The sequence below is a fragment of the Ramlibacter montanisoli genome (assembly GCF_013087525.1).
In the GTDB taxonomy this organism is placed as follows: domain Bacteria; phylum Pseudomonadota; class Gammaproteobacteria; order Burkholderiales; family Burkholderiaceae_C; genus Ramlibacter; species Ramlibacter montanisoli.
The window spans coordinates 15339-34480 of the sequence record NZ_JABFCS010000001.1; the positions used below are offsets into that span (position 1 = coordinate 15339).

Annotated in this window: 20 protein-coding genes; all 20 read left to right on the top strand. The window is 69.1% G+C overall.

The window, feature by feature from the left end:
* The first annotated feature begins 126 nt into the window (after positions 1–126).
* The 20 genes from HK415_RS00070 (at position 127) to HK415_RS00165 (ending at position 19141) form a co-directional block, all read left to right on the top strand.
* The gene (locus HK415_RS00070) at positions 127–1533 is read left to right on the top strand and encodes a ShlB/FhaC/HecB family hemolysin secretion/activation protein (RefSeq protein WP_171556315.1); all 1407 of its coding nucleotides are present in this window, start codon (positions 127–129) and stop codon (positions 1531–1533) included.
* A 26-nt stretch (positions 1534–1559) separates the two neighbouring features.
* Positions 1560–1979 carry a gamma-butyrobetaine hydroxylase family protein gene (locus tag HK415_RS00075; RefSeq protein ID WP_171556316.1) on the top strand — a complete coding sequence of 140 codons (420 nt, stop codon included), beginning with the start codon at positions 1560–1562 and terminating at the stop codon, positions 1977–1979.
* 16 nt (positions 1980–1995) lie between these two features.
* Positions 1996–2727, top strand: coding sequence for a bifunctional demethylmenaquinone methyltransferase/2-methoxy-6-polyprenyl-1,4-benzoquinol methylase UbiE (gene ubiE / locus HK415_RS00080; RefSeq protein WP_171556317.1), 732 nt, complete (start codon positions 1996–1998; stop codon positions 2725–2727).
* Positions 2728–2758: 31 nt separating this feature from the next.
* Entirely contained in the window at positions 2759–3778 is a 1020-nt protein-coding gene (locus tag HK415_RS00085) for a Tim44 domain-containing protein (RefSeq protein WP_309246522.1), read from the top strand.
* Between the two features lie 47 nt (positions 3779–3825).
* On the top strand, positions 3826–4422 hold the full coding sequence (locus tag HK415_RS00090) for a ubiquinone biosynthesis accessory factor UbiJ (RefSeq protein WP_171556318.1): 597 nt from the start codon (positions 3826–3828) through the stop codon (positions 4420–4422).
* Positions 4419–5981: a ubiquinone biosynthesis regulatory protein kinase UbiB gene (gene ubiB, locus HK415_RS00095; RefSeq protein ID WP_171556319.1), complete on the top strand. Its 1563-nt coding sequence runs from the start codon at positions 4419–4421 to the stop codon at positions 5979–5981. The genes HK415_RS00090 and ubiB overlap by 4 nt, the downstream gene beginning before the upstream one ends.
* 61 nt (positions 5982–6042) lie before the next feature.
* Complete coding sequence (locus HK415_RS00100; protein ID WP_171556320.1) at positions 6043–7515, top strand: high affinity choline transporter 1; 1473 nt, start codon at positions 6043–6045, stop codon at positions 7513–7515.
* Between the two features lie 117 nt (positions 7516–7632).
* Positions 7633–7956 carry an FmdB family zinc ribbon protein gene (locus HK415_RS00105; RefSeq protein WP_171556321.1) on the top strand — a complete coding sequence of 108 codons (324 nt, stop codon included), beginning with the start codon at positions 7633–7635 and terminating at the stop codon, positions 7954–7956.
* Positions 7957–7963: 7 nt separating this feature from the next.
* A complete protein-coding gene (locus HK415_RS00110) occupies positions 7964–8581 on the top strand; it encodes a DUF502 domain-containing protein (RefSeq protein WP_171556322.1) in 618 nt (205 codons plus the stop codon).
* Positions 8582–8618: 37 nt separating this feature from the next.
* Positions 8619–10406 (top strand): aspartate--tRNA ligase, encoded by a 1788-nt coding sequence (gene aspS / locus HK415_RS00115; RefSeq protein ID WP_171562994.1) that lies wholly within the window; start codon positions 8619–8621, stop codon positions 10404–10406.
* Positions 10407–10443: 37 nt separating this feature from the next.
* Positions 10444–10893, top strand: coding sequence for a dihydroneopterin triphosphate diphosphatase (gene nudB / locus HK415_RS00120; RefSeq protein WP_171556323.1), 450 nt, complete (start codon positions 10444–10446; stop codon positions 10891–10893).
* Complete coding sequence (locus HK415_RS00125) at positions 10890–11618, top strand: endonuclease/exonuclease/phosphatase family protein (RefSeq protein WP_171556324.1); 729 nt, start codon at positions 10890–10892, stop codon at positions 11616–11618. Before nudB ends, HK415_RS00125 begins: the two co-directional genes overlap by 4 nt.
* Positions 11619–11626: 8 nt before the next feature.
* Positions 11627–12847, top strand: a complete 1221-nt coding sequence (gene clsB, locus HK415_RS00130; RefSeq protein WP_171556325.1) for a cardiolipin synthase ClsB — start codon at positions 11627–11629, stop codon at positions 12845–12847.
* Entirely contained in the window at positions 12844–13869 is a 1026-nt protein-coding gene (locus HK415_RS00135) for a ligase-associated DNA damage response exonuclease (RefSeq protein WP_171556326.1), read from the top strand. Before clsB ends, HK415_RS00135 begins: the two co-directional genes overlap by 4 nt.
* Position 13870: 1 nt before the next feature.
* Positions 13871–15595 (top strand): ATP-dependent DNA ligase, encoded by a 1725-nt coding sequence (locus HK415_RS00140; RefSeq protein WP_171556327.1) that lies wholly within the window; start codon positions 13871–13873, stop codon positions 15593–15595.
* 39 nt (positions 15596–15634) lie between these two features.
* Positions 15635–16366, top strand: coding sequence for a GTP cyclohydrolase I (gene folE / locus HK415_RS00145; protein ID WP_373684513.1), 732 nt, complete (start codon positions 15635–15637; stop codon positions 16364–16366).
* A gap of 11 nt (positions 16367–16377) precedes the next feature.
* Positions 16378–16800 carry a BLUF domain-containing protein gene (locus tag HK415_RS00150; RefSeq protein ID WP_171556329.1) on the top strand — a complete coding sequence of 141 codons (423 nt, stop codon included), beginning with the start codon at positions 16378–16380 and terminating at the stop codon, positions 16798–16800.
* 3 nt (positions 16801–16803) lie between these two features.
* Positions 16804–17610 carry a DUF429 domain-containing protein gene (locus HK415_RS00155; RefSeq protein ID WP_171556330.1) on the top strand — a complete coding sequence of 269 codons (807 nt, stop codon included), beginning with the start codon at positions 16804–16806 and terminating at the stop codon, positions 17608–17610.
* 1 nt (position 17611) lies between these two features.
* The gene (locus tag HK415_RS00160; protein ID WP_171556331.1) at positions 17612–17974 is read left to right on the top strand and encodes a DUF2784 domain-containing protein; all 363 of its coding nucleotides are present in this window, start codon (positions 17612–17614) and stop codon (positions 17972–17974) included.
* A 96-nt stretch (positions 17975–18070) separates the two neighbouring features.
* Entirely contained in the window at positions 18071–19141 is a 1071-nt protein-coding gene (locus HK415_RS00165; RefSeq protein WP_171556332.1) for a flavodoxin family protein, read from the top strand.
* The last annotated feature ends 1 nt before the right edge of the window (position 19142 follow it).

Sequence of the window (19142 nt, forward strand, 5' to 3'; positions counted from 1 at the left end):
CGCGCCGCGCGCCACGCCGCCCATGGCCGCGCCCGCCGCCTCGCCGGTGTTTCCCATCCGCGGCTTCCGCATCGAAGGCGAGAACCCGCTCGGCGAGGCCGCTGCCCAGCGCGTGCTGGCGCCCTTGTGCGGCCGACGGCCACGCTGGAAACACTGCAGCAGGCGACCGCCGCCCTGGAGGCCGAACTGCGCACCCGCGGCTTCGGCCTGCACCGGGTGGCCTTGCCGCCGCAGGAAATGGGCGACACCGTCAAGCTGCAGATCGTGAAATTCGTGCTCGGCAAGGTGGCGATCGAAGGCAGCCGGATCTACGACACGGACAACGTCCGCCGCACGCTGCCGGAACTGCGCGAGGGCGAAAGCCCGAACTTCCGCACGCTGGCGATCCAGACGGCGATCGCCAACGAGAACCCGAACAAGCAGGTGCAGGTGGGCCTGCGCGAGTCGGAGGAGCCGGACCGCATCGACGCCACCATCACGGTGCGCGAGCAGCGTCCCTGGACGGCGGGCGTCTCCTTGTCGAATGCCGGCTCCGAAGCCACCGGCCAGGACCGCTTCACGGTCTCGCTGGGCCACACCAACCTGTTCAATCGCGACCACCAGTTCATCGGCGCGTACACGACCTCCTTCGAGCGGCACGAGGACGTCAAGCAGCTCGGCCTGGCGTACCGGATCCCGCTGTACGCGCTGGGCAGCGTGGTCGGCGCCAGCTACACGCGCTCGGACGTCGTCGGCAACTTCGGCACCTTCACCAGCACCGGTGCGGGCCACACCTTCGGCCTGAACTACACGCTGTACCTGCCACCCAAGGGCGGCCGGCGCAGCTACGTCACGGCCGGCATCGAGGACAAGGTGTTCGATGCCGCGCTGGTCAACGGCGCGCTGATCGACCAGGCGGACCGCCGCAGCCGGCCCCTCACCCTGGGCTACACCGCGCGCACCGAGACCGACGCGGCGGTGTGGGGCTACAACGTCGACCTCGCCTGGAACACCGGGTCGGGGCGCAACAACGACCTGGCGTCCTACCAGACCGAGGATCCGCGGATCGACACCGTGCGGTGGAAGGCCCTGCGCGGCACCGCCAGCTATTCGGCGCCGCTGGCGACCACCTGGCTCTGGACGGCGCGCGGGATGGTGCAGTACAGCCCGGACGTGCTGATCGCGGGCGAGCAGTTCGGCATCGGCGGCATCAGCTCCGTGCGCGGCACCGAGCTGGAGCGGCCGGTCACCGGCGACCAGGGGATCTCGGGCACCCTGGAGCTGACGACGCCCGAGCTGGAGCCGGGCTGGCGCCTGCTGGGCTTCGTCGACGCGGGCTACGTGCGCAACAACACGCCCGACTTCGTGCTCAATCCGCGCAGCGACCGGCTGGCCAGCATCGGCGTGGGCACGCGCTACGTGCGCGGCCCCTTCTCGCTGGCCATCGACTACGGCACCCTGGTGCTGGGCAGCCGGGTGCCGCTTTCGGTGAATTCCGGCTCGCCGCGCAAGGGCGACGACCGCTTCTATATCACCCTGGCGTACCGCCTGTGAGGACGCGCAGCGCTTAAACTGCCGGCATGGCCGGACTGCGCAGCGACACCCCTTCTCCCGAATCGATCACCCTGCATGGCGCCTCGCGCGTGCTGGAGGTCGGCTTTGCCGACGGTTCGGTGTTCCGCATCCCCTTCGAGCTGATGCGGATCTTCTCGCCGTCGGCCGAGGTCCAGGGGCACGGCCCGGGGCAGGAGGTGTTGCAAACCGGCAAACGCGATGTCGAAGTCGTCACGCTGGAGCCGGTGGGCAACTATGCGGTCAAGCCGGTGTTTTCCGACGGCCACGACAGCGGCATCTTCTCCTGGGACTACCTGTACTTCCTGGGCTCCCAGCAGGCCGAGCTGTGGCAGGACTACGAGCGCCGGCTGCAGGAAGCCGGCGCTGACCGCGACGCCCCCATGGCCGGCAAGGCGGCCCACGGCGGACATTCCTGCGGCCACTGAACCCTCACCGCATCCCATGACCCAGACTCATTTCGGTTTCCAGAACGTCGACGAGCGCGAGAAAGCCAGGCGCGTGCGCGGCGTGTTCGACTCGGTCGCGCCCAAGTACGACCTGATGAACGACCTGATGTCGCTCGGCCTGCACCGCGCCTGGAAGGCGTACACCGTGCTGGTGGCGGACCTGCGCCCCGGCCAACGCGTGCTGGACATCGCCGGCGGCACCGGCGACCTGGCCCAGGCATTCGCCAGGAAGGTGGGCGGCGAGGGCATGGTGGTGCACACCGACATCAACGCTGCCATGCTGCGCGTCGGACGCGACCGCCTGCTCGATGCCGGCCTCGTCCTGCCGACCGTGGTGTGCGACGCGGAGAAACTGCCCTTCGAGACGGAGAGCTTCGACCGCGTCAGCGTGGGCTTCGGCCTGCGCAACATGACGCACAAGGACAAGGCGCTGGCCGAGATGCACCGGGTGCTGAAACCGGGCGGCAAGCTCCTGGTGCTGGAGTTTTCCAAGGTGGCGCGACCGCTGGAAAAGGCGTATGACTGGTACTCCTTCAACATCCTGCCGCGGATCGGCCGCCTGGTGGCCGGTGACGAGGCCAGCTACCGCTACCTCGCCGAGTCGATCCGGATGCATCCGGGGCAGGACGAACTGAAGGCGATGATGAAGAAAACCGGTTTCGGGCATGTGGACTATCACAACCTGACCGCCGGGGTGGCCGCGCTGCATGTTGCAATCAAGTGCTGAGCCCGCATCTGGGGCGGCATAGGAGACTTCGATGAAACTCTGGACCGTACTACTCGCCGGCGTGCTGGCCATCGGCGCCCTCGATGCGGAAGCTGCCCGCCGCCTGGGCGGCGGAGGCTCCGTCGGCCGCCAGTCCCCCAACGTGACCCAGCGCCAGGCGACCCCGCCGGCCAACACGCCCACCTCGCCGACCGCGACGCAGGCGCAGCGCAACGCCAGCCCCGCCGCCGCCCCGACGGCGGCGCAGCCGGCCCGTCGCGGCTTCGGCGGCATGCTGGCGGGCCTCGCGGCCGGCCTCGGCCTGGCCTGGCTGGCGCACACCCTGGGTTTCGGCGAAGCCTTCGCCAACATCCTGATGTTCGCCCTGCTGGCCGTCGTGGTGATGGCGGTGATCGGCATGATCATGCGTCGCCGCCAGGCAGCGGCCGGCATGCAGCGCACCGGCGGCTATGCCTACCAGGGCGCCGGCGCCACGGCCGACGCCCCGGTGTCGCCGCGCCAGTACAACCCGGCCAAGGTGGGCAACGACGCTTCCGCCCGCCCCTGGGAGGACCCGACCTCCGGCTTCGGCGGCACCGCGCCGCGCGACAGACTCCGGCGGCGTGCGCATCGGCTCCGCCCTGGGCGCCGGCCAGCCGCGCGGCGCGCTGGAAGGCTCACAGACCTGGGGCGTGCCCCCGGCTTCGACACCGACGGCTTCCTGGCTGCGGCCAAGCGCAACTTCGTGACCCTGCAGGACGCCTGGGACCGCTCGGACATGGGCACCCTGCGCAGCATGATGACCGACGAGATGCTGGAGGAGATCCGCGGGCAGATGGCCGGGCGCGAGCCGCAGTCGCCTGGCCAGAAGACCGAGGTCGTGATGCTGGAGGCGCAGCTCCTGGGCATCGAGGAACTGGCCACCGAGTACATGGCCAGCGTCGAGTTCTCCGGGATGATCCGCGAGGAGCCCTCGGCCGGCCCCAGCCCCTTCCGCGAGGTCTGGAACATGGTCAAGACCAAGGACGGCAAGTCCGGCTGGCTCGTGGCCGGGGTCCAGGCGCTGCAATGAGCGCGGGCGCGGCCTGAAACACGCCTCGCATCATCAATAATCGGGGGATGACCACACCGTCATCCCCCGCTTCCTTTTTCGACCAGCTCTTCGACCGCGTCGGGCAGGCCCTGCAGCCGCCGCCCTGGCTCGTGCACGAGATGCAGCAGCGCCTGGTGCTGGTGCTCAATCACGTGCTGCAGCAGGAGCCCGAAGCGCAGGCGCGCCTGAAGCGCCAGACGGGGCGGCTGGTGGAGGCGCACTGGCGCCAGTTCAGCGTGCGGCTGGTCGCCACGCCTGCCGGCCTGCTGGACCTGGGCCCGGTGACGCAGCTGCCGGACCTGACCCTCACGCTCACCGAGGCCTCCCCGTTCTCGCTCGCCCAGGCGGCGCTGCGCGGCGAGAAGCCGCCGGTGCGCATCGCCGGCGATGTGCAGCTGGCCGCCGAAGTGCAATGGCTGGTGGACCACGTGCGCTGGGACATCGAGGAAGACCTGGCCCGCGTGTTCGGCGATGCGCCGGCGCATGCCATGGGCGGCGTGATGCGGCGCATGGCGGACGCCCTGCGGCAGTTCGCCGGCCGCGCCCCGGGCGGCCCGGTGGCGACACCGACACCCACGTCCGCGCCGGCGGCGCCCGCCATGCCCGGTCAGGCCGGCGGGTGACGCGCTACGTGCGCGCCGTCGTCATCCTCTGGGTGATCCTCCGCTACGGGCTGGACGAGCTGGCGCTCTCCGGCTTCCGGCTGCGGGGGCTCGCGCGGATCATCTCCTTCGGCCGGCGCCGCCACCTGGACGCGCCGCGCGGGCAGCGCCTGCGCCAGGCGCTGGAGGCGCTGGGGCCGATCTTCGTCAAGTTCGGCCAGGTGCTGTCCACCCGGCGCGACCTGCTGCCGCCGGACATTGCCGACGAGCTGGCGATGCTGCAGGACCGCGTGCCGCCGTTCCCGTCCGAGGTGGCGGTGGCGACCATCGAGCGCGCCTTCAAGCGGCCGCTGGCGGCGGTGTTCGAGACCTTCGAGCACGAGCCCGTGGCCAGCGCCTCGATCGCGCAGGTGCACTTCGCCACCGTGCGCCTGCGCAACGGCGAGGTGAAGGAAGTCGCGGTGAAGGTCCTGCGCCCCGGCATGCTGCCGGTGATCGAGAAGGACCTGGACCTGATGCGCATGATGGCCCGCTGGGTGGAAGGCGTCTCGTACGACGCCCGCCGCCTGAAGCCGCGCGAAGTGGTCGCCGAATTCGACAAGTACCTGCACGACGAGCTGGACCTGGTGCGCGAGGCGGCCAACGCGGCCCAGCTGCGGCGCAACATGGCGGACCTGCACCTGGTGCTGATCCCGGAGATGTACTGGGACTTCGTGCATCCGGAAGTGATCGTCATGGAGCGCATGACGGGGGTGCCGATCAGCCAGGTGGAACGCCTGCGCGAGGCCGGCGTGGACCTGCGCCAGCTGGCGCGCGACGGCGTGACGATCTTCTTCACGCAGGTGTTCCGCGACGGCTTCTTCCACGCGGACATGCACCCGGGCAACATCCAGGTGAGCGTGGCGCCGGGCACCTTCGGCCGCTACATCTCGCTGGACTTCGGCATCATCGGCACGCTCACCGAGTCCGACAAGGACTACCTGGCGCAGAACTTCGCCGCCTTCTTCCGGCGCGACTACAAGCGCGTCGCCGAACTGCACATCGAGTCCGGCTGGGTGCCGCCCGGCACGCGGGTGGACGAACTGGAAGGCGCGGTGCGCACCGTGTGCGAGCCCTACTTCGACCGGCCGCTGCGCGAGATCTCCCTGGGCATGGTGCTGATGCGCCTGTTCCAGATGTCGCGCCGCTTCAACGTGGACATCCAGCCGCAGCTGGTGCTGCTGCAGAAGACGCTGTTGAACATCGAGGGCCTGGGGCGCCAGCTGGACCCGGAGCTGGACCTGTGGGCGACGGCCAAGCCGTTCCTGGAAAAGTGGATGCTGGACCAGATCGGCCCGCAGAAGCTGGTGCAGGAACTGCGCGACCAGGCGCCGCGCTACGCCAAGATCCTGCCGGAGCTGCCCCGCCTGCTGCACTCCTACCTGACCGAGCGGCACGACAGCCTGCGGCGCGACATGGTGGACCTGATGGCGGAACAGCGCCGCACCAACCGCCTGCTGCAGGGCCTGGTCTACGGTGGCATCGGATTTGCATTGGGGCTGATCGTGATGCAGGTCCTGGTGCGCGTGCGCCTCTTCTGAGTTCCGGCACGCTCCTGCATAATCCGCGCGCAAAACCCGAGGAAGGGGTTGGGGGCCTGCCATGAACTACACGCTCGTCGCATTCGTCGTCCTGTACCTGCTCGGGACGCTCGCCATCGGTGTCTGGGCCGGGACCCGGATCCACAACACCACCGACTTCGCCATCGCCGGGCGCAGGCTGCCGCTGGTGATGGTGATCACCACCACTTTCGCCACCTGGTTCGGCGCCGAGACCGTCATGGGTATCCCGGCCAAGTTCGTCCAGGGTGGGCTGAACGCGATCGTGGAAGACCCCTTCGGCGCCGGCACCTGCCTGATCCTGGTGGGCCTGTTCTTCGCGACCAAGCTGTACCGGCAGAACCTGCTGACCATCGGCGACTTCTACCGCCGGCGCTTCGGGCGCGGCATCGAGGTGTTCTGCTCGATGGCCATCATCCTGAGCTACCTGGGCTGGGTGGCGGCGCAGATCACGGCGCTGGGCCTGGTGTTCAGCGTGCTCACCAACGGCGCGATGTCCGAGACCACGGGCATGATCGTCGGCACCCTGGCGGTGCTGGTGTACGTGGTGATCGGCGGCTTCCTGGCGGTGGCCTGGACCGACTTCATCCAGATGATCGTGCTGGTGGTGGGCCTGGCGGTCATCGCGGTGTTCTCGGCGGAACTGGCCGGCGGGGCCGACAAGGTGATGGCGATGGCCTCGTCCAAGGAGCTGTGGACCTTCCTGCCGCCGCCGTCCTTCACCGACATCGCCTTCTTCATCGGCGCCGGCCTGACCATGATGCTGGGAAGCATCCCGCAGCAGGACGTGTTCCAGCGGGTCATGTCCGCCAGGGACGAAAAGACCGCCCGCAACGGCGCCGTGATCGGCGGCGTGTCGTACATCCTGTTCGCCTTCGTGCCCATGTTCATCGTGGCCAGCGCGGTGGTGGTGATGGGCGACAGCGCACTGGAACTGGCCAAGAACGACTACCAGCGGGTGCTGCCCACCTTCGTGCTGACCAAGATGCCGCTGGTGATGCAGATCCTGTTCTTCGGCGCGCTGCTGTCGGCGATCAAGAGCACGTCCTCGGCGACGCTGCTGGCGCCCTCGACCAGCTTCGTGGAGAACATCCTCAAGAACCTGCGCCCGCGCATGACCGACAGGCAGCAGCTGTTCGCCATGCGCGCCACCATCGTCGCCTTCACCGGCCTGGTGCTGGCCTATGCGATCGCGATGAAGGGCACCTCGATCTACGACCTGGTCTCGACGGCCTACCAGGTCACCCTGGTCGGCGCCTTCGTCCCGCTGGTGATGGGGCTGTACTGGAAGAGGGCGACCACCCAGGGCGCCGTCTTCTCGGTGGCTGCCGGCATCGCCGTCTGGATCCTGTTCTTCCCGCAGGTGGGCGGGGAAGCGCTGAGCAAGGCCTTCCCGGGCCAGCTGGCCGGCCTGATCGCCGCCTTCGCGGGCATGGTGGTCGGCTCGCTGGCGCCGCAGAAGCTGCGCAACCGCCACGAGGCGGTGCACCACGTGGCCGGCATGCCGGCGCAGTAGGCCTCGGTGCCCGCCTGCGCGGGGATGAGCCCCCTTGGGTCACTCGAGCCCGGCCGGGCTTGAGATGCGGGGGCTCACCTATAATTGAGGGCTTTGCATCCCACGACCTGACCAGCCATGCCCCTCTACGCCTACAAATGCGGGTCCTGTGGCCATGCCAAGGACGTCCTGCAGAAGATTTCCGATGATCCGCTGACGGTCTGCCCGTCGTGCGGCGCTTCCGCGTTCGCCAAGCAGATCACGGCCGCCGGCTTCCAGCTCAAGGGTTCGGGCTGGTACGCCACCGATTTCCGCGGCGGCAGCAGTGCCACCGCTCCCGCCGTCGACAAGGCCGCGGACAAGCCCGCCGAGGGTGGCAAGGCCGATGCGCCGGCCGCCCCCAAGACCGACACGCCCAGCGCGTCGGCCGGCGGCTGCGGCGCGTCCTGCGCCTGCCACTGAGATCCGCATGCACGCCCTGCGCAAATGGCTGCTGGCGGGGCTGCTCGTCATCGTGCCGGTGGCCATCACGGTCGCCGTGCTGCGCTGGATCATCGAGACGCTCGACCAGACGCTGCTGATCCTGCCCGAAGCCTGGCACCCCGACCGGGTCTTCGGCATCCACATCCCCGGCTTCGGCGTGCTGCTCACGCTGGCCATCCTGCTGATCGTGGGCGCCACGGCCAGCAACTTCATCGGCAAGAAGCTGATGGGCCTGGGCGACCGCGTGGTGGCCCGCATCCCGGTGGTGCGCTCCATCTATTCCAGCGTCAAGCAGGTCTCCGACACGCTGTTCTCCGAAAGCGGCAACGCCTTCCGCACCGCGGTGCTGGTGCAGTGGCCGCGGCCGGACGTGTGGACCATCGCGTTCGTGACGGGCACGCCCGGCGGCGACGTCACCACCTACCTGCGCGGCGAGGAGTACCTCAGCGTCTACGTGCCGACCACGCCCAACCCCACGGGCGGCTATTTCGTGATGCTGCGCAAGAGCGACTGCATCGAACTCAAGATGAGCGTGGACGACGCGCTCAAGTACGTCGTCTCCATGGGCGTCGTTTCGCCCCAGAAGACGATCGCGCGCGACTGAGCGCGCGCGTTTCCCCCAAGGTATTTCCATGCAACAAATGCGTTCGACCTATTGCGGTCTGGTGACCGAAGCCCTGATGGGCCAGACCGTGACCCTGTGCGGCTGGGTGAACCGCCGCCGCGACCACGGCGGGGTCATCTTCGTGGACCTGCGCGACCGCGAAGGCTACGTTCAGGTGGTGTGCGACCCCGACCGCGCCGAGATGTTCAAGACGGCCGAAGGCCTGCGCAACGAGTTCTGCGTGCAGGTCAAGGGCATCGTGCGCGCGCGCCCGCAGGGCACCGTCAACGAGAACATCAAGAGCGGCAGGATCGAGGTCCTGTGCCACGAGCTGGTGGTGCTGAACCCCTCGGTCACGCCGCCCTTCCAGCTCGACGACGACAACCTGTCGGAGACCACGCGCCTGATGCACCGCGTGCTGGACCTGCGCCGCCCGTACATGCAGAACAACCTGATGCTGCGTTACAAGGTGACGATGGAGGTGCGCAAGTTCCTGGACGCCAACGGCTTCATCGACATCGAGACGCCGATGCTGACGAAGAGCACGCCGGAAGGCGCGCGCGACTACCTGGTTCCCTCGCGCGTGCACGACGGCATGTTCTTCGCGCTGCCGCAGTCGCCCCAGCTGTTCAAGCAGCTGCTGATGGTGTCCGGCTTCGACCGCTACTACCAGATCACCAAGTGCTTCCGCGACGAGGACCTGCGCGCCGACCGCCAGCCCGAGTTCACGCAGATCGACGTGGAGACCTCCTTCCTGACCGAGGAGGAGATCCGCACCATGTTCGAGGGCATGATCCGCAGCACGTTCAAGAACGTGATCAACGTGGACCTGCCGCCCTTCCCGGTGATGAAGCACGTGGACGCGATGCGCCTGTACGGCTCCGACAAGCCGGACCTGCGCGTGCAGCTGGAGTTCACCGAGCTCACCGACGTGATGAAGGACGTGGACTTCAAGGTCTTCTCCGGCCCGGCCAACGCCGAGGACGGCCGCGTGGTGGGCCTGCGCGTGCCGGGCGGCAGCGAGATGAGCCGCGGCGAGATCGACGGCTACACCGAGTTCGTCAAGATCTACGGCGCCAAGGGCCTGGCCTGGGTGAAGGTCAATGACGTCGCCGCAGGCCGCGACGGCCTGCAGTCGCCGATCGTCAAGAACCTGCACGACCGCGCGATCGCCGAGATCCTCAAGCGCACCGGCGCGCAGAACGGGGACCTCGTCTTCTTCGGCGCCGACAAGGCCAAGGTGGTCAACGACTCCATCGGCGCCCTGCGCGTGAAGGTGGGCCACTCCGAATTCGGCAAGGCCCGCGGCCTGCTGTCGGGCCAGTGGAAGCCGCTGTGGGTGGTGGACTTCCCGATGTTCGAGTTCGACGAGGACGCGCAGCGCTGGAATGCGGTGCACCATCCCTTCACCTCGCCCAAGGACGGCCACGAGGACTGGCTGGAGACCGATCCCGGCCGCTGCCTGGCCAAGGCCTACGACGCGGTCCTGAACGGCATCGAACTGGGCGGCGGCTCGGTGCGTATCCACCGCGAGGAAGTGCAGAGCAAGGTGTTCCGTGCCCTGAAGATCGGCGAGGAAGAGGCCAAGGCGAAGTTCGGCTTCCTGCTGGACGCGCTGCAATACGGCGCGCCCCCGCACGGCGGCATCGCGATCGGCCTGGACCGCTTCGTCATGCTGATGACGGGCGCCGAGTCCCTGCGCGACGTGATCGCCTTCCCCAAGACCCAGCGCGCCCAGGACCTGCTGACCCAGGCACCGGGGCCGGTGGACGAGAAGCAGTTGCGGGAGCTGCACATCCGGCTGCGCAATCCGGCGGCGGCCTGAGTCAGAATGAAGGCACCTCCGGGTGCCTTTTTTCTGCATGTCCAGGCCCTTCAAGCTCCCTCTGTCCGTCCTCGTCGTGATCCACACGCCCGCCCTGGACGTGCTGCTGATCAACCGCGCGGACGCGCCGGGCACCTGGCAGTCGGTCACGGGATCCAAGGACAGCGAGGACGAGAGCTTCCAGGAGACGGCCCAGCGCGAGGTGATGGAGGAGACGGGCATTCCCTGCGCCATCGGCAGGCTCAGCGACTGGAACCTGGAAAACGTCTACGACATCTACCCGCGCTACCTGCACCGCTACGCGCCGGGCGTCACGCGCAACCGCGAGCACGTGTTCGGCCTGTGCGTGCCGGAAGGCACGCCGGTCACCTTGAACCCGCGCGAGCACACGGCTTACCAATGGTTGCCCTGGCGCAAGGCGGCCGACACCTGCTTCTCGCCTTCCAACGCGGAAGCCATCCTGATGCTGCCAGAATTCATGCAATGAGCGTCTTGCGCATCGCGACCTACAACATCCACAAGGGCGTGCAGGGCCTGGGCCCGGTCCGGCGGCTGGAGATCCACAACATCGGCCATGCCGTGGAGCAGCTGGACGCGGACATCGTCTGCCTGCAGGAAGTGCGCAAGCTGCACCGCCGCGAGGAACGCTTCTTCACGCGGTGGCCGGAGCTTCCGCAGGCGGAGTTCCTCTGCCCCGAGGGCTACTACGCCGTGTACCAGACCAATGCGAAGACGAAGCACGGCGAGCACGGCAACGCGCTGCTGTCCCGCTGGCCCGTGGTGTCGCAGGGCCACGAGGACATGTCGGACCACCGCTTCGAGCAGCGTGGCCTGCTGCACGTGCTGGTCGAGGTCGGCCGGCGGCAGGTGCACGTGATCGTGGTGCACCTGGGGCTGATCGCCTCCAGCCGCGTGCGCCAGATCGAGCAGCTCGGGCGCTTCATCGAGCGCGAGATCCCGCGCAAGGCGCCCGTGGTGGTGGCGGGCGACTTCAACGACTGGGGCGCCAAGCTGCGGCCGGTGATGAACAAGCTGGGCTTCGAGGACTTCATCGGCGAACGCGTGGTGACCTATCCCTCGCGCCTGCCGCTCACGCAGCTCGATTACGTCTATGCCCGGGGCCTGAAACCCTCGGGCATGGAGATCCCGCGCGGCCGCATCTGGTGGCGCATGTCCGACCACCTGCCGCTGATCGCGGAGTTCAAGGTGTAGCGCAGCAGATGCCGCACGCGGTCCCGCCCCTGCGCGCCGGTCACCACCTGCAGTTGCTGGAGGGCAGCCGTGCGTTCTTTCCCGCGCTGGTCGCCGCGATCGACGGGGCGCACCGGGAAGTCCTGCTCGAGACCTACATCTTCGACTTCACCGGCAGCGGCGCCGAGGTGGCCTATGCGCTGGAGCGCGCGGGGCGCCGCGGCGTGCTGGTGCGGGTGGTCATCGACGGCTTCGGCACGCCGGAGCTGCCGCCCTTCTGGCAGATGCGCTTCGACGAGTCGCGCGTGCAGTGGGCGCTGTACTCGCGCACCGGCGCCTTCGGCCTGCTCTGGCCCGGCCAATGGCGCAGGCTGCACCGCAAGCTGTGCGTGGTGGACGGCACCGTCGGATTCTGCGGCGGCATCAACATCCTGGACGACTTCCACGACCCGAACCATGGAACGCTGGAGTCCCCGCGGCTGGATTTCTCCATCCGGGTCGAGGGGCCGCTGGTGCAGGAGATGCTCGACACCATGCGGCGGCAGTGGAACCGCATCGAGGCGGTGGGGCAGCTCAGGCGCGCGCACTGGAGCGGGGCCCTGGAGCGCTGGCGCGCCGGCCGCAGCCACGCCGGGGCGCCCGTGCCGCCACCCCCGCGGCAGGGCGACAGCAACGTGCGCGCGGCGCTGCTGCTGCGCGACAACCTGCGCAATCGCGCGGTGATCGAGCGCTCCTACCTGCGCGCGATCGGCCGCGCGCGCGAGGAGATCATCATCGCCAACGCCTACTTCGTCCCGGGCGGGCGGATGCGGCGCGCGCTGATCAACGCCGCCAGGCGCGGCGTGCAGGTCCACCTGCTGCTGCAAGGGCGCTACGAGTACTTCATGCAGTACTACGCGGCGCGCCCGGTGTTCGGCGCCTTGCTGCGCGCGGGCGCCCACATCCACGAGTACGCGCCCAGCTTCCTGCATGCCAAGGTGGCGGTGATCGACGGCCACTGGTCGACCATCGGCTCCTCCAACCTCGACCCGCTCAGCCTGCTGCTGGCGCGCGAGGCCAACGTGGTTGTCGACGACCAGCGCTTCGCGCGGCGGCTGCGCGAGCGGCTGCTGCATGCGATGGTGCACGAAGGCAAGCCCATGGACCCCGCCGCCTACGACAGCCGGTCGCCGCGGCAGCGGGTGCTGGAGCGGCTGGCGCTGGTGGTGATGCGCCTGCTGCTGATCATCCAGGGCAAGAAGTACCTGTGAGCGACCTGATCGTGCAGCGGCCGGAAGGGCTGTACTGCCCGCCGGGCAATTTCTACATCGACCCTTGGCGCCCGGTGCCGCGCGCGGTGATCACCCACGCCCATTCGGACCACGCGCGCCATGGCAATGGCCACTACCTGGCGGCGGCACCGGCCGAGGGCGTGCTGCGCACCCGGCTGGGCGACATAGACCTGCAGCTGCTGCGGTATGGCGAACGCGTGCAGCACCACGGTGTCACGCTGTCGCTGCATCCGGCGGGCCACGTGCTCGGCTCGGCGCAGGTGCGGCTGGAACACCGCGGCCAGGTCTGGGTGGCCAGCGGCGACTACAAGGTCGCGCCCGACCCGACCTGCGCGCCCTTCGAGCCGGTGCGCTGCGACGTCTTCATCACCGAGTCCACCTTCGGGCTGCCGATCTACCGCTGGTGCCCGGACGAGGAACTGTTCGCCGACATCAACGCCTGGTGGGCGCGCAACGCGACGCACGCGCGCGCCAGCGTGCTGTGCTGCTACAGCTTCGGCAAGGCGCAGCGCGTGCTCAATGGCGTCGATCCCTCGATCGGCCCGATCGTCGTGCACGGCGCGGTGAAGCCCCTGAACGAGGCCTACCTTGCCGCCGGCGTGGCGCTGCCCGACACCCGCTTGGTGACGGAAGTGACGGACAAGGCGGACCTGCGCCGCTGCCTGGTGGTCTGCCCGCCCAGTGCCGCGGCCAGTCCCTGGCTGCGCCGCTTCGGCGATGCCCAGACCGCCTTCGCCAGCGGCTGGATGCAGGTGCGCGGCAACCGCCGCCGCGGCGGCTACGACCGCGGCTTCGTTCTGTCCGACCACGCCGACTGGCCCGGCCTGCTGGACGCCATCGCGGCCACCGGCGCGCAGCGGGTGATCGTCACGCACGGCAGTTCGGCGGCCATGGTGCGCCACCTGCAGGAACACGGACTGCGCGCGGAGGCTTTCCAGACCGAATACGGCGACGACGTGGTGGAGGCCGACCTGCAGCCGCCGCCGGAAGCCGCAGGCTGACATGCACCGCTTCTCCCGGCTGTTCAGCGAGCTCGACGCGACCACCTCGACCAACGAGAAGGTCGAGGCGCTCACGCGCTACTTCAACGAAGCGCCGCCGCGCGATGCGGCCTGGGCGGTGTACTTCCTGGCCGGCGGCAAGCCGCGGCAGGTGGTGAAGACGGCCTCGCTGGTGAGCCTGGCCTGCCGCATCGCGCAGATCGAGCCCTGGCTGTTCGACGAGTGCTACCAGTCGGTGGGCGACCTCGCGGAGACGATTTCGCTCGTGCTGCCGCGGGGCGACGAAGCTTCCGACCTCGGCCTGGCGGAATGGGTGGAAGACCGGCTGCTGCCCCTGCGCGGCCTGCCCGACGAGGAGGTCGCGCAACGCGTCGCGCGGTACTGGCAGGAACTGGACGCGCTCGGCCGCTTCCTGCTCACCAAGCTGGTGGGCGGCGGCTTTCGCGTCGGCGTGAGCAAGCTGCTGGTGCAGCGCGCGCTGGCCACGCATGCCGGCATCGACGCCAAGCGCGTCGCGCAGCGCATGATGGGCTACACCGACGGCAAGACCGTGCCTTCGCCCGAACGCTACGAGGCGCTGATCGCCCAGGCGCACGAAGGCGTGCCGGAGCAGCGCGACGAGGGCCAGCCCTATCCCTTCTTCCTCGCGCACCAGCTGGACCTGCCCCCGGAGCTGTTCGCCGCGCGCCTGGGACCGGTGGGCGACTGGATGGTGGAGTGGAAGTACGACGGCATCCGCGGGCAGGTGATCCAGCGCGGCGGCAAGGTCTGGATCTGGTCGCGCGGCGAGGAGCTGGTGACCGAGCGCTTCCCGGAGATCGAGGCGCTGGCGCAGCCGCTGCCGGACGGCACCGTGCTCGATGGCGAGATCCTGGTGTGGAAGGAGGAGCCCGATCCCGAGACCGGCGAGATCCTCGGCCGGCCCGCGCCCTTCGCCCTGCTGCAGCAGCGCATCGGCCGCAAGAACCTGACGAAGAAGGTGCTGGCCGAGGCGCCGGTGAGCTTCATGGCCTACGACCTGCTGGAGCAGGACGGTGCCGACCTGCGCGGCCTCACGCAGCGCGAGCGCCGCGCGCGCCTGGAGGCGCTGCTGGCGGGCACCGGCTTCAAGCTGTCGCCGGTGGAGACCGCCACGTCCTGGCTGGCCTTCGCGGAAAAACGCGCGCAGTCCCGCGAACGCGGCGTGGAAGGCTTCATGCTCAAGCGGCTCGACGCGGCCTACGGCACCGGCCGCACCAAGGCCGAAGGCCTGTGGTGGAAGTGGAAGATCGATCCGATGACGATCGACTGCGTCCTGGTCTATGCCCAGGCAGGGCACGGGCGCCGCTCCTCGGTCTACACCGACTACACCTTCGCGGTCTGGAACCGGCCGCCGGTGGACAAGGAGGAGGCCCAGGCCGTGGTGGAGGCCATCGTCCGCAAGGAGCCGCCCCGGCCCGACGCCCTGCAGCTGGTGCCTTTCGCCAAGGCCTATTCCGGGCTGACCGACGAGGAATTCCGCATGGTGGACGGCCTGATCCGCCGGCACACCATCGAGAAGTTCGGGCCGGTGCGCAGCATGAAGCCCATGCTGGTGTTCGAGCTGGGCTTCGAGGGCATCAACCGCAGCGGCCGGCACAAGAGCGGCATCGCCGTGCGCTTCCCGCGGATGCTGCGGATCCGCCAGGACAAGCCCCTGCACGAGGCCAACACCCTGCAGGACCTGGAACGCCTGCTGGCCGCGTAGCGTCCGAACGGTTTTCCACCCCCGGTGTTACAGTTGAAGATGCTGATGAAAGCCGATCCCTCCAGCCAGCTCACCCCGGCCCTCCCCGACGAGGGCACGCCCCTGTCCGTGAAGATCCGCGAGCGGGTCCTGGCGGCGCGCAAGCGTTTCCATTCCAACGACAACATCGCCGACTTCATCGAGCCGGGCGAGCTCGATGCGCTGGTCGGGGAGGTCGCGCAGAAGATGCAGGCCGTCCTGGACAGCATGGTGATCGACACCACCAGCGACCACAACACCGGCGACACGGCGCGGCGCGTGGCCAAGATGTACCTGACCGAGGTGTTCCGTGGCCGCTACGTCAAGCCGCCGACCATCACCGAGTTTCCGAACGCCGAGCACCTGAACGAGCTGATGATCGTCGGCCCGATCACCGTGCGTTCCGCCTGCAGCCACCACCTGTGCCCCGTGATCGGCAAGCTGTGGATCGGCGTGCTGCCCAACGAGCACACCAACGTGATCGGCCTGTCCAAGTACGCGCGCCTGGCCGAATGGATCATGGGCCGGCCTCAGATCCAGGAAGAGGCCGTGGTGCAGCTGGCCGACCTGATCATGGAAAAGACGCAGCCCGACGGCCTGGCCGTCATCATGGAAGCGCGCCACTACTGCATGGCCTGGCGCGGCGTGAAGGACCTGGACAGCAAGATGATCAACTCGGTCATGCGCGGGGCCTTCCTGAAGAACCCGGCGCTGCGCCGCGAATTCCTGGCATTGATCCCGCAGAAAGACTAGGGAGCGAAGACATGCTGGTCCGTCTTCTCTATTGCAGCCGCTCGGTGGACACGAGCCCGGAAGCGATCGATTCGATCCTGTCGCAGTCGCGGCAGCACAACCCGGTCAGCGGCATCACCGGCATCCTCTGCTACGGCGACGGCATCTTCCTGCAGTGCATCGAAGGCGGCCGCATGCAGGTGAGCGACCTGTACGGCAGCATCCAGCACGACAAGCGCCACAAGGACGTCGCGCTGCTGCACTACGAGGAAATCTTCGAGCGCCGCTTCAGCGGCTGGAGCATGGGGCAGGTGAACATCTCCAAGCTCAATCACTCGATCCTGCTGAAGTACTCGGAGAAGCCGGAGCTGGACCCCTACTCGGTGTCCGGCAAGGTCTCGCTGGCGCTGCTGGAGGACCTGGCGGCCACGGCCGCCATCTGCGGCCGCAGCTGACCCGTGCTGGTCGGCTGCGATTTCTCCAGCGCCCCGACGCGGCGCAAGCCGATCATCCTGGCCATCGGCCACGCCGCCGGCGGGCGCGTGCAGCTCATGCGCCTGGAAAAGCTCGAGTCGCTCGATGCCTTCCTGGACTGGCTGCGCGCGCCGCATGCCTGGATCGGCGGCTTCGACTTTCCCTTCGGCCTGCCGCGCGAGCTGGTCGAGCACCTGGGCTGGCCCACGGGCTGGCGCGAGTGCATGCGGCACTATGCGTCGCTCACGCGACCGCAGATCCGCGAGACCTTCGCCGCCTATTGCTCCGCGCGGCCCGCCGGCTCCAAGTTCGCGCACCGACGCTTCGACAAGCTGGCGGGGTCCAGTCCCTCGATGAAGTGGGTGAACCCGCCGGTGGCCTACATGCTGCATGCCGCCGTGCCGCTGCTGCTGCAAGCCGGCGTGCACATCCCGGGCCTGCACGAGGGCGATCCGCAGCGCGTGGCGCTGGAGGCCTACCCGGGCCTGCTTGCGCGCGAAGTGATCGCCCGGCGCAGCTACAAGAGCGACGAGAAGGGCAAGCAGACGGCCGACCGCCTGATCGCGCGCAAGGACCTGATCACCGCGCTGGAGCAGGGCCGCACGCGCCTGGGCCTGCGGCTGAAGCTCACGCATGCGCAGGCCGATGCGCTGGCGGCCGATGCCAGCGGCGACAGCCTGGACGCGGTGCTGTGCCTGGTGCAGGCCGCCTGGGCCGCGCAACGCGGCGCGCCGCGCTATGGCCTGCCGGACGACATCGATCCGCTGGAAGGCTGGATCGTCAGCGCCTGACATGCTGTACCGCCTGCTCGCCGACGCGGTGCTGGTGTTCCACCTGGCCTTCGTCGCCTTTGCGGTGGCCGGTGGCCTGCTGGCGCTGCGCTGGCGCTGGATGCCGTTCGTGCACCTGCCGGCGCTGGCCTGGGCCGCCTTCGTCGAGTTCAGCGGTTCGATCTGCCCGCTGACCCCGCTGGAAAATGCCTTGCGCGCAGCGGGCGGCGCCGAGGGCTATCCGGGCGGCTTCGTCGAGCACTACCTGCTGCCGATGCTGTACCCGGCCGAACTCACGCGCACGGTGCAGTACGTGCTGGGCGCGGGGCTGGTCGCGTTCAACGCGGTCGCCTACTTCTTCGTCTGGCGCCGGCGCCGGCACTGAACCGCCGCAGCCCGGCCATACCCGGCCGCCGCAAATCGCGCTAGCCTGTCGCTTTCTCCTGCGGGAGCTTCCCATGGATGCCAGCGAGGACCTGCAATGACCGACGTGCGCAAGGGCCAGTGGCCCGGCCTGCATCCGCGCGACGTGTTCCGCCAGCGCTTCCTGGAGCAGTTCACCGACCCTGCCTATCGCGCCGAGCAGGACGCGCTGGACCGGCTGGAGGCGATCGCGTGGGACGCCTACCGCGAAGGCCGCAAGGCGCCGCTCACGCGCAAGGCCGGGCCCGAGTTCCAGGACCCCGACTACGACCTCTCGGTCGCTTGGTACGAGACCCGCGAGCGGCTGCGGCTGGCGCAGGCGCGCTGGGGCGAGGCTGCCACGCCTTCGCGCGTGCTGGTGATCGCGTGCGCGAGCCGCAACGACGGCTCCTGTCCCGGCGAGATGTCCAAGACCTACCGGCTCGCGAAGATCGCGCAGGAAACGCTGGACGCCGGCGGCGTCGAAAGCGACTTCCTGGACCTGAGCCTGCTCACCTCCGACTACCGCCGCCACATCCATCCCTGCAAAGGTTGCGTGTCCACGGCCATGCCGCTGTGCCACTGGCCCTGCAGCTGCTATCCCAACCACGCGACCGCGCAGGTCGGCGACTGGATGGCGGAGATCTACGAGCGCTGGGTGTCGGCGCACGGCGTGCTGCTCTTGACGCCCACGCACTGGTACCAGGTGAGCAGTCCGCTGAAGCTGATGATGGACCGGCTGGTGTGCGCGGACGGCGGCAACCCGGACCCCACGGCCACCGGCGGCAAGGACGCGGCCAAGGCCAAGGAGCTCGAACTCGCGGGCTGGCCCTACCCGAAGCACCTGGCGGGCCGCACCTACGGCGTGGTGGTGCACGGCGACGTTGCCGGCATCGAGGGCACGCGGCGGGCCACCTGCGACTGGCTGGACTGGATGGGCCTGGTCGACGCCGGCGCGCAGGCGCGGCTGGACCGCTACATCGGCTACTACGAGCCCTACGCCACCAGCCATGCCTCGCTCGACGCGGACGTGGCGGTGCAGGAGGAAGTGCGCAACGCGGCGCGCGCGCTGCTGAACGCAGTCGCCCTGCTGCGCAAGGGCGAGCTCAGCGCGCCGGGGCGCGAGCTGCGCGCGCCGCGGCCCAAGTGAA

Bases quoted from the DNA above. Each gene is read 5' to 3' on its own strand.
- nudB (WP_171556323.1), top strand. From the start codon at position 10,444: ATGTCCAGGCCCTTCAAGCTCCCTCTGTCCGTCCTCGTCGTGATCCAC.
- HK415_RS00100 (WP_171556320.1), top strand. From the start codon at position 6,043: ATGAACTACACGCTCGTCGCATTCGTCGTCCTGTACCTGCTCGGGACG.
- HK415_RS00165 (WP_171556332.1), top strand. From the start codon at position 18,071: ATGACCGACGTGCGCAAGGGCCAGTGGCCCGGCCTGCATCCGCGCGAC.
- HK415_RS00150 (WP_171556329.1), top strand. From the start codon at position 16,378: ATGCTGGTCCGTCTTCTCTATTGCAGCCGCTCGGTGGACACGAGCCCG.
- ubiE (WP_171556317.1), top strand. From the start codon at position 1,996: ATGACCCAGACTCATTTCGGTTTCCAGAACGTCGACGAGCGCGAGAAA.
- HK415_RS00125 (WP_171556324.1), top strand. From the start codon at position 10,890: ATGAGCGTCTTGCGCATCGCGACCTACAACATCCACAAGGGCGTGCAG.
- HK415_RS00160 (WP_171556331.1), top strand. From the start codon at position 17,612: ATGCTGTACCGCCTGCTCGCCGACGCGGTGCTGGTGTTCCACCTGGCC.
- aspS (WP_171562994.1), top strand. From the start codon at position 8,619: ATGCGTTCGACCTATTGCGGTCTGGTGACCGAAGCCCTGATGGGCCAG.
- HK415_RS00085 (WP_309246522.1), top strand. From the start codon at position 2,759: ATGAAACTCTGGACCGTACTACTCGCCGGCGTGCTGGCCATCGGCGCC.
- HK415_RS00140 (WP_171556327.1), top strand. From the start codon at position 13,871: ATGCACCGCTTCTCCCGGCTGTTCAGCGAGCTCGACGCGACCACCTCG.
- HK415_RS00105 (WP_171556321.1), top strand. From the start codon at position 7,633: ATGCCCCTCTACGCCTACAAATGCGGGTCCTGTGGCCATGCCAAGGAC.
- folE (WP_373684513.1), top strand. From the start codon at position 15,635: ATGCTGATGAAAGCCGATCCCTCCAGCCAGCTCACCCCGGCCCTCCCC.
- HK415_RS00110 (WP_171556322.1), top strand. From the start codon at position 7,964: ATGCACGCCCTGCGCAAATGGCTGCTGGCGGGGCTGCTCGTCATCGTG.
- HK415_RS00075 (WP_171556316.1), top strand. From the start codon at position 1,560: ATGGCCGGACTGCGCAGCGACACCCCTTCTCCCGAATCGATCACCCTG.
- clsB (WP_171556325.1), top strand. From the start codon at position 11,627: ATGCCGCACGCGGTCCCGCCCCTGCGCGCCGGTCACCACCTGCAGTTG.
- HK415_RS00090 (WP_171556318.1), top strand. From the start codon at position 3,826: ATGACCACACCGTCATCCCCCGCTTCCTTTTTCGACCAGCTCTTCGAC.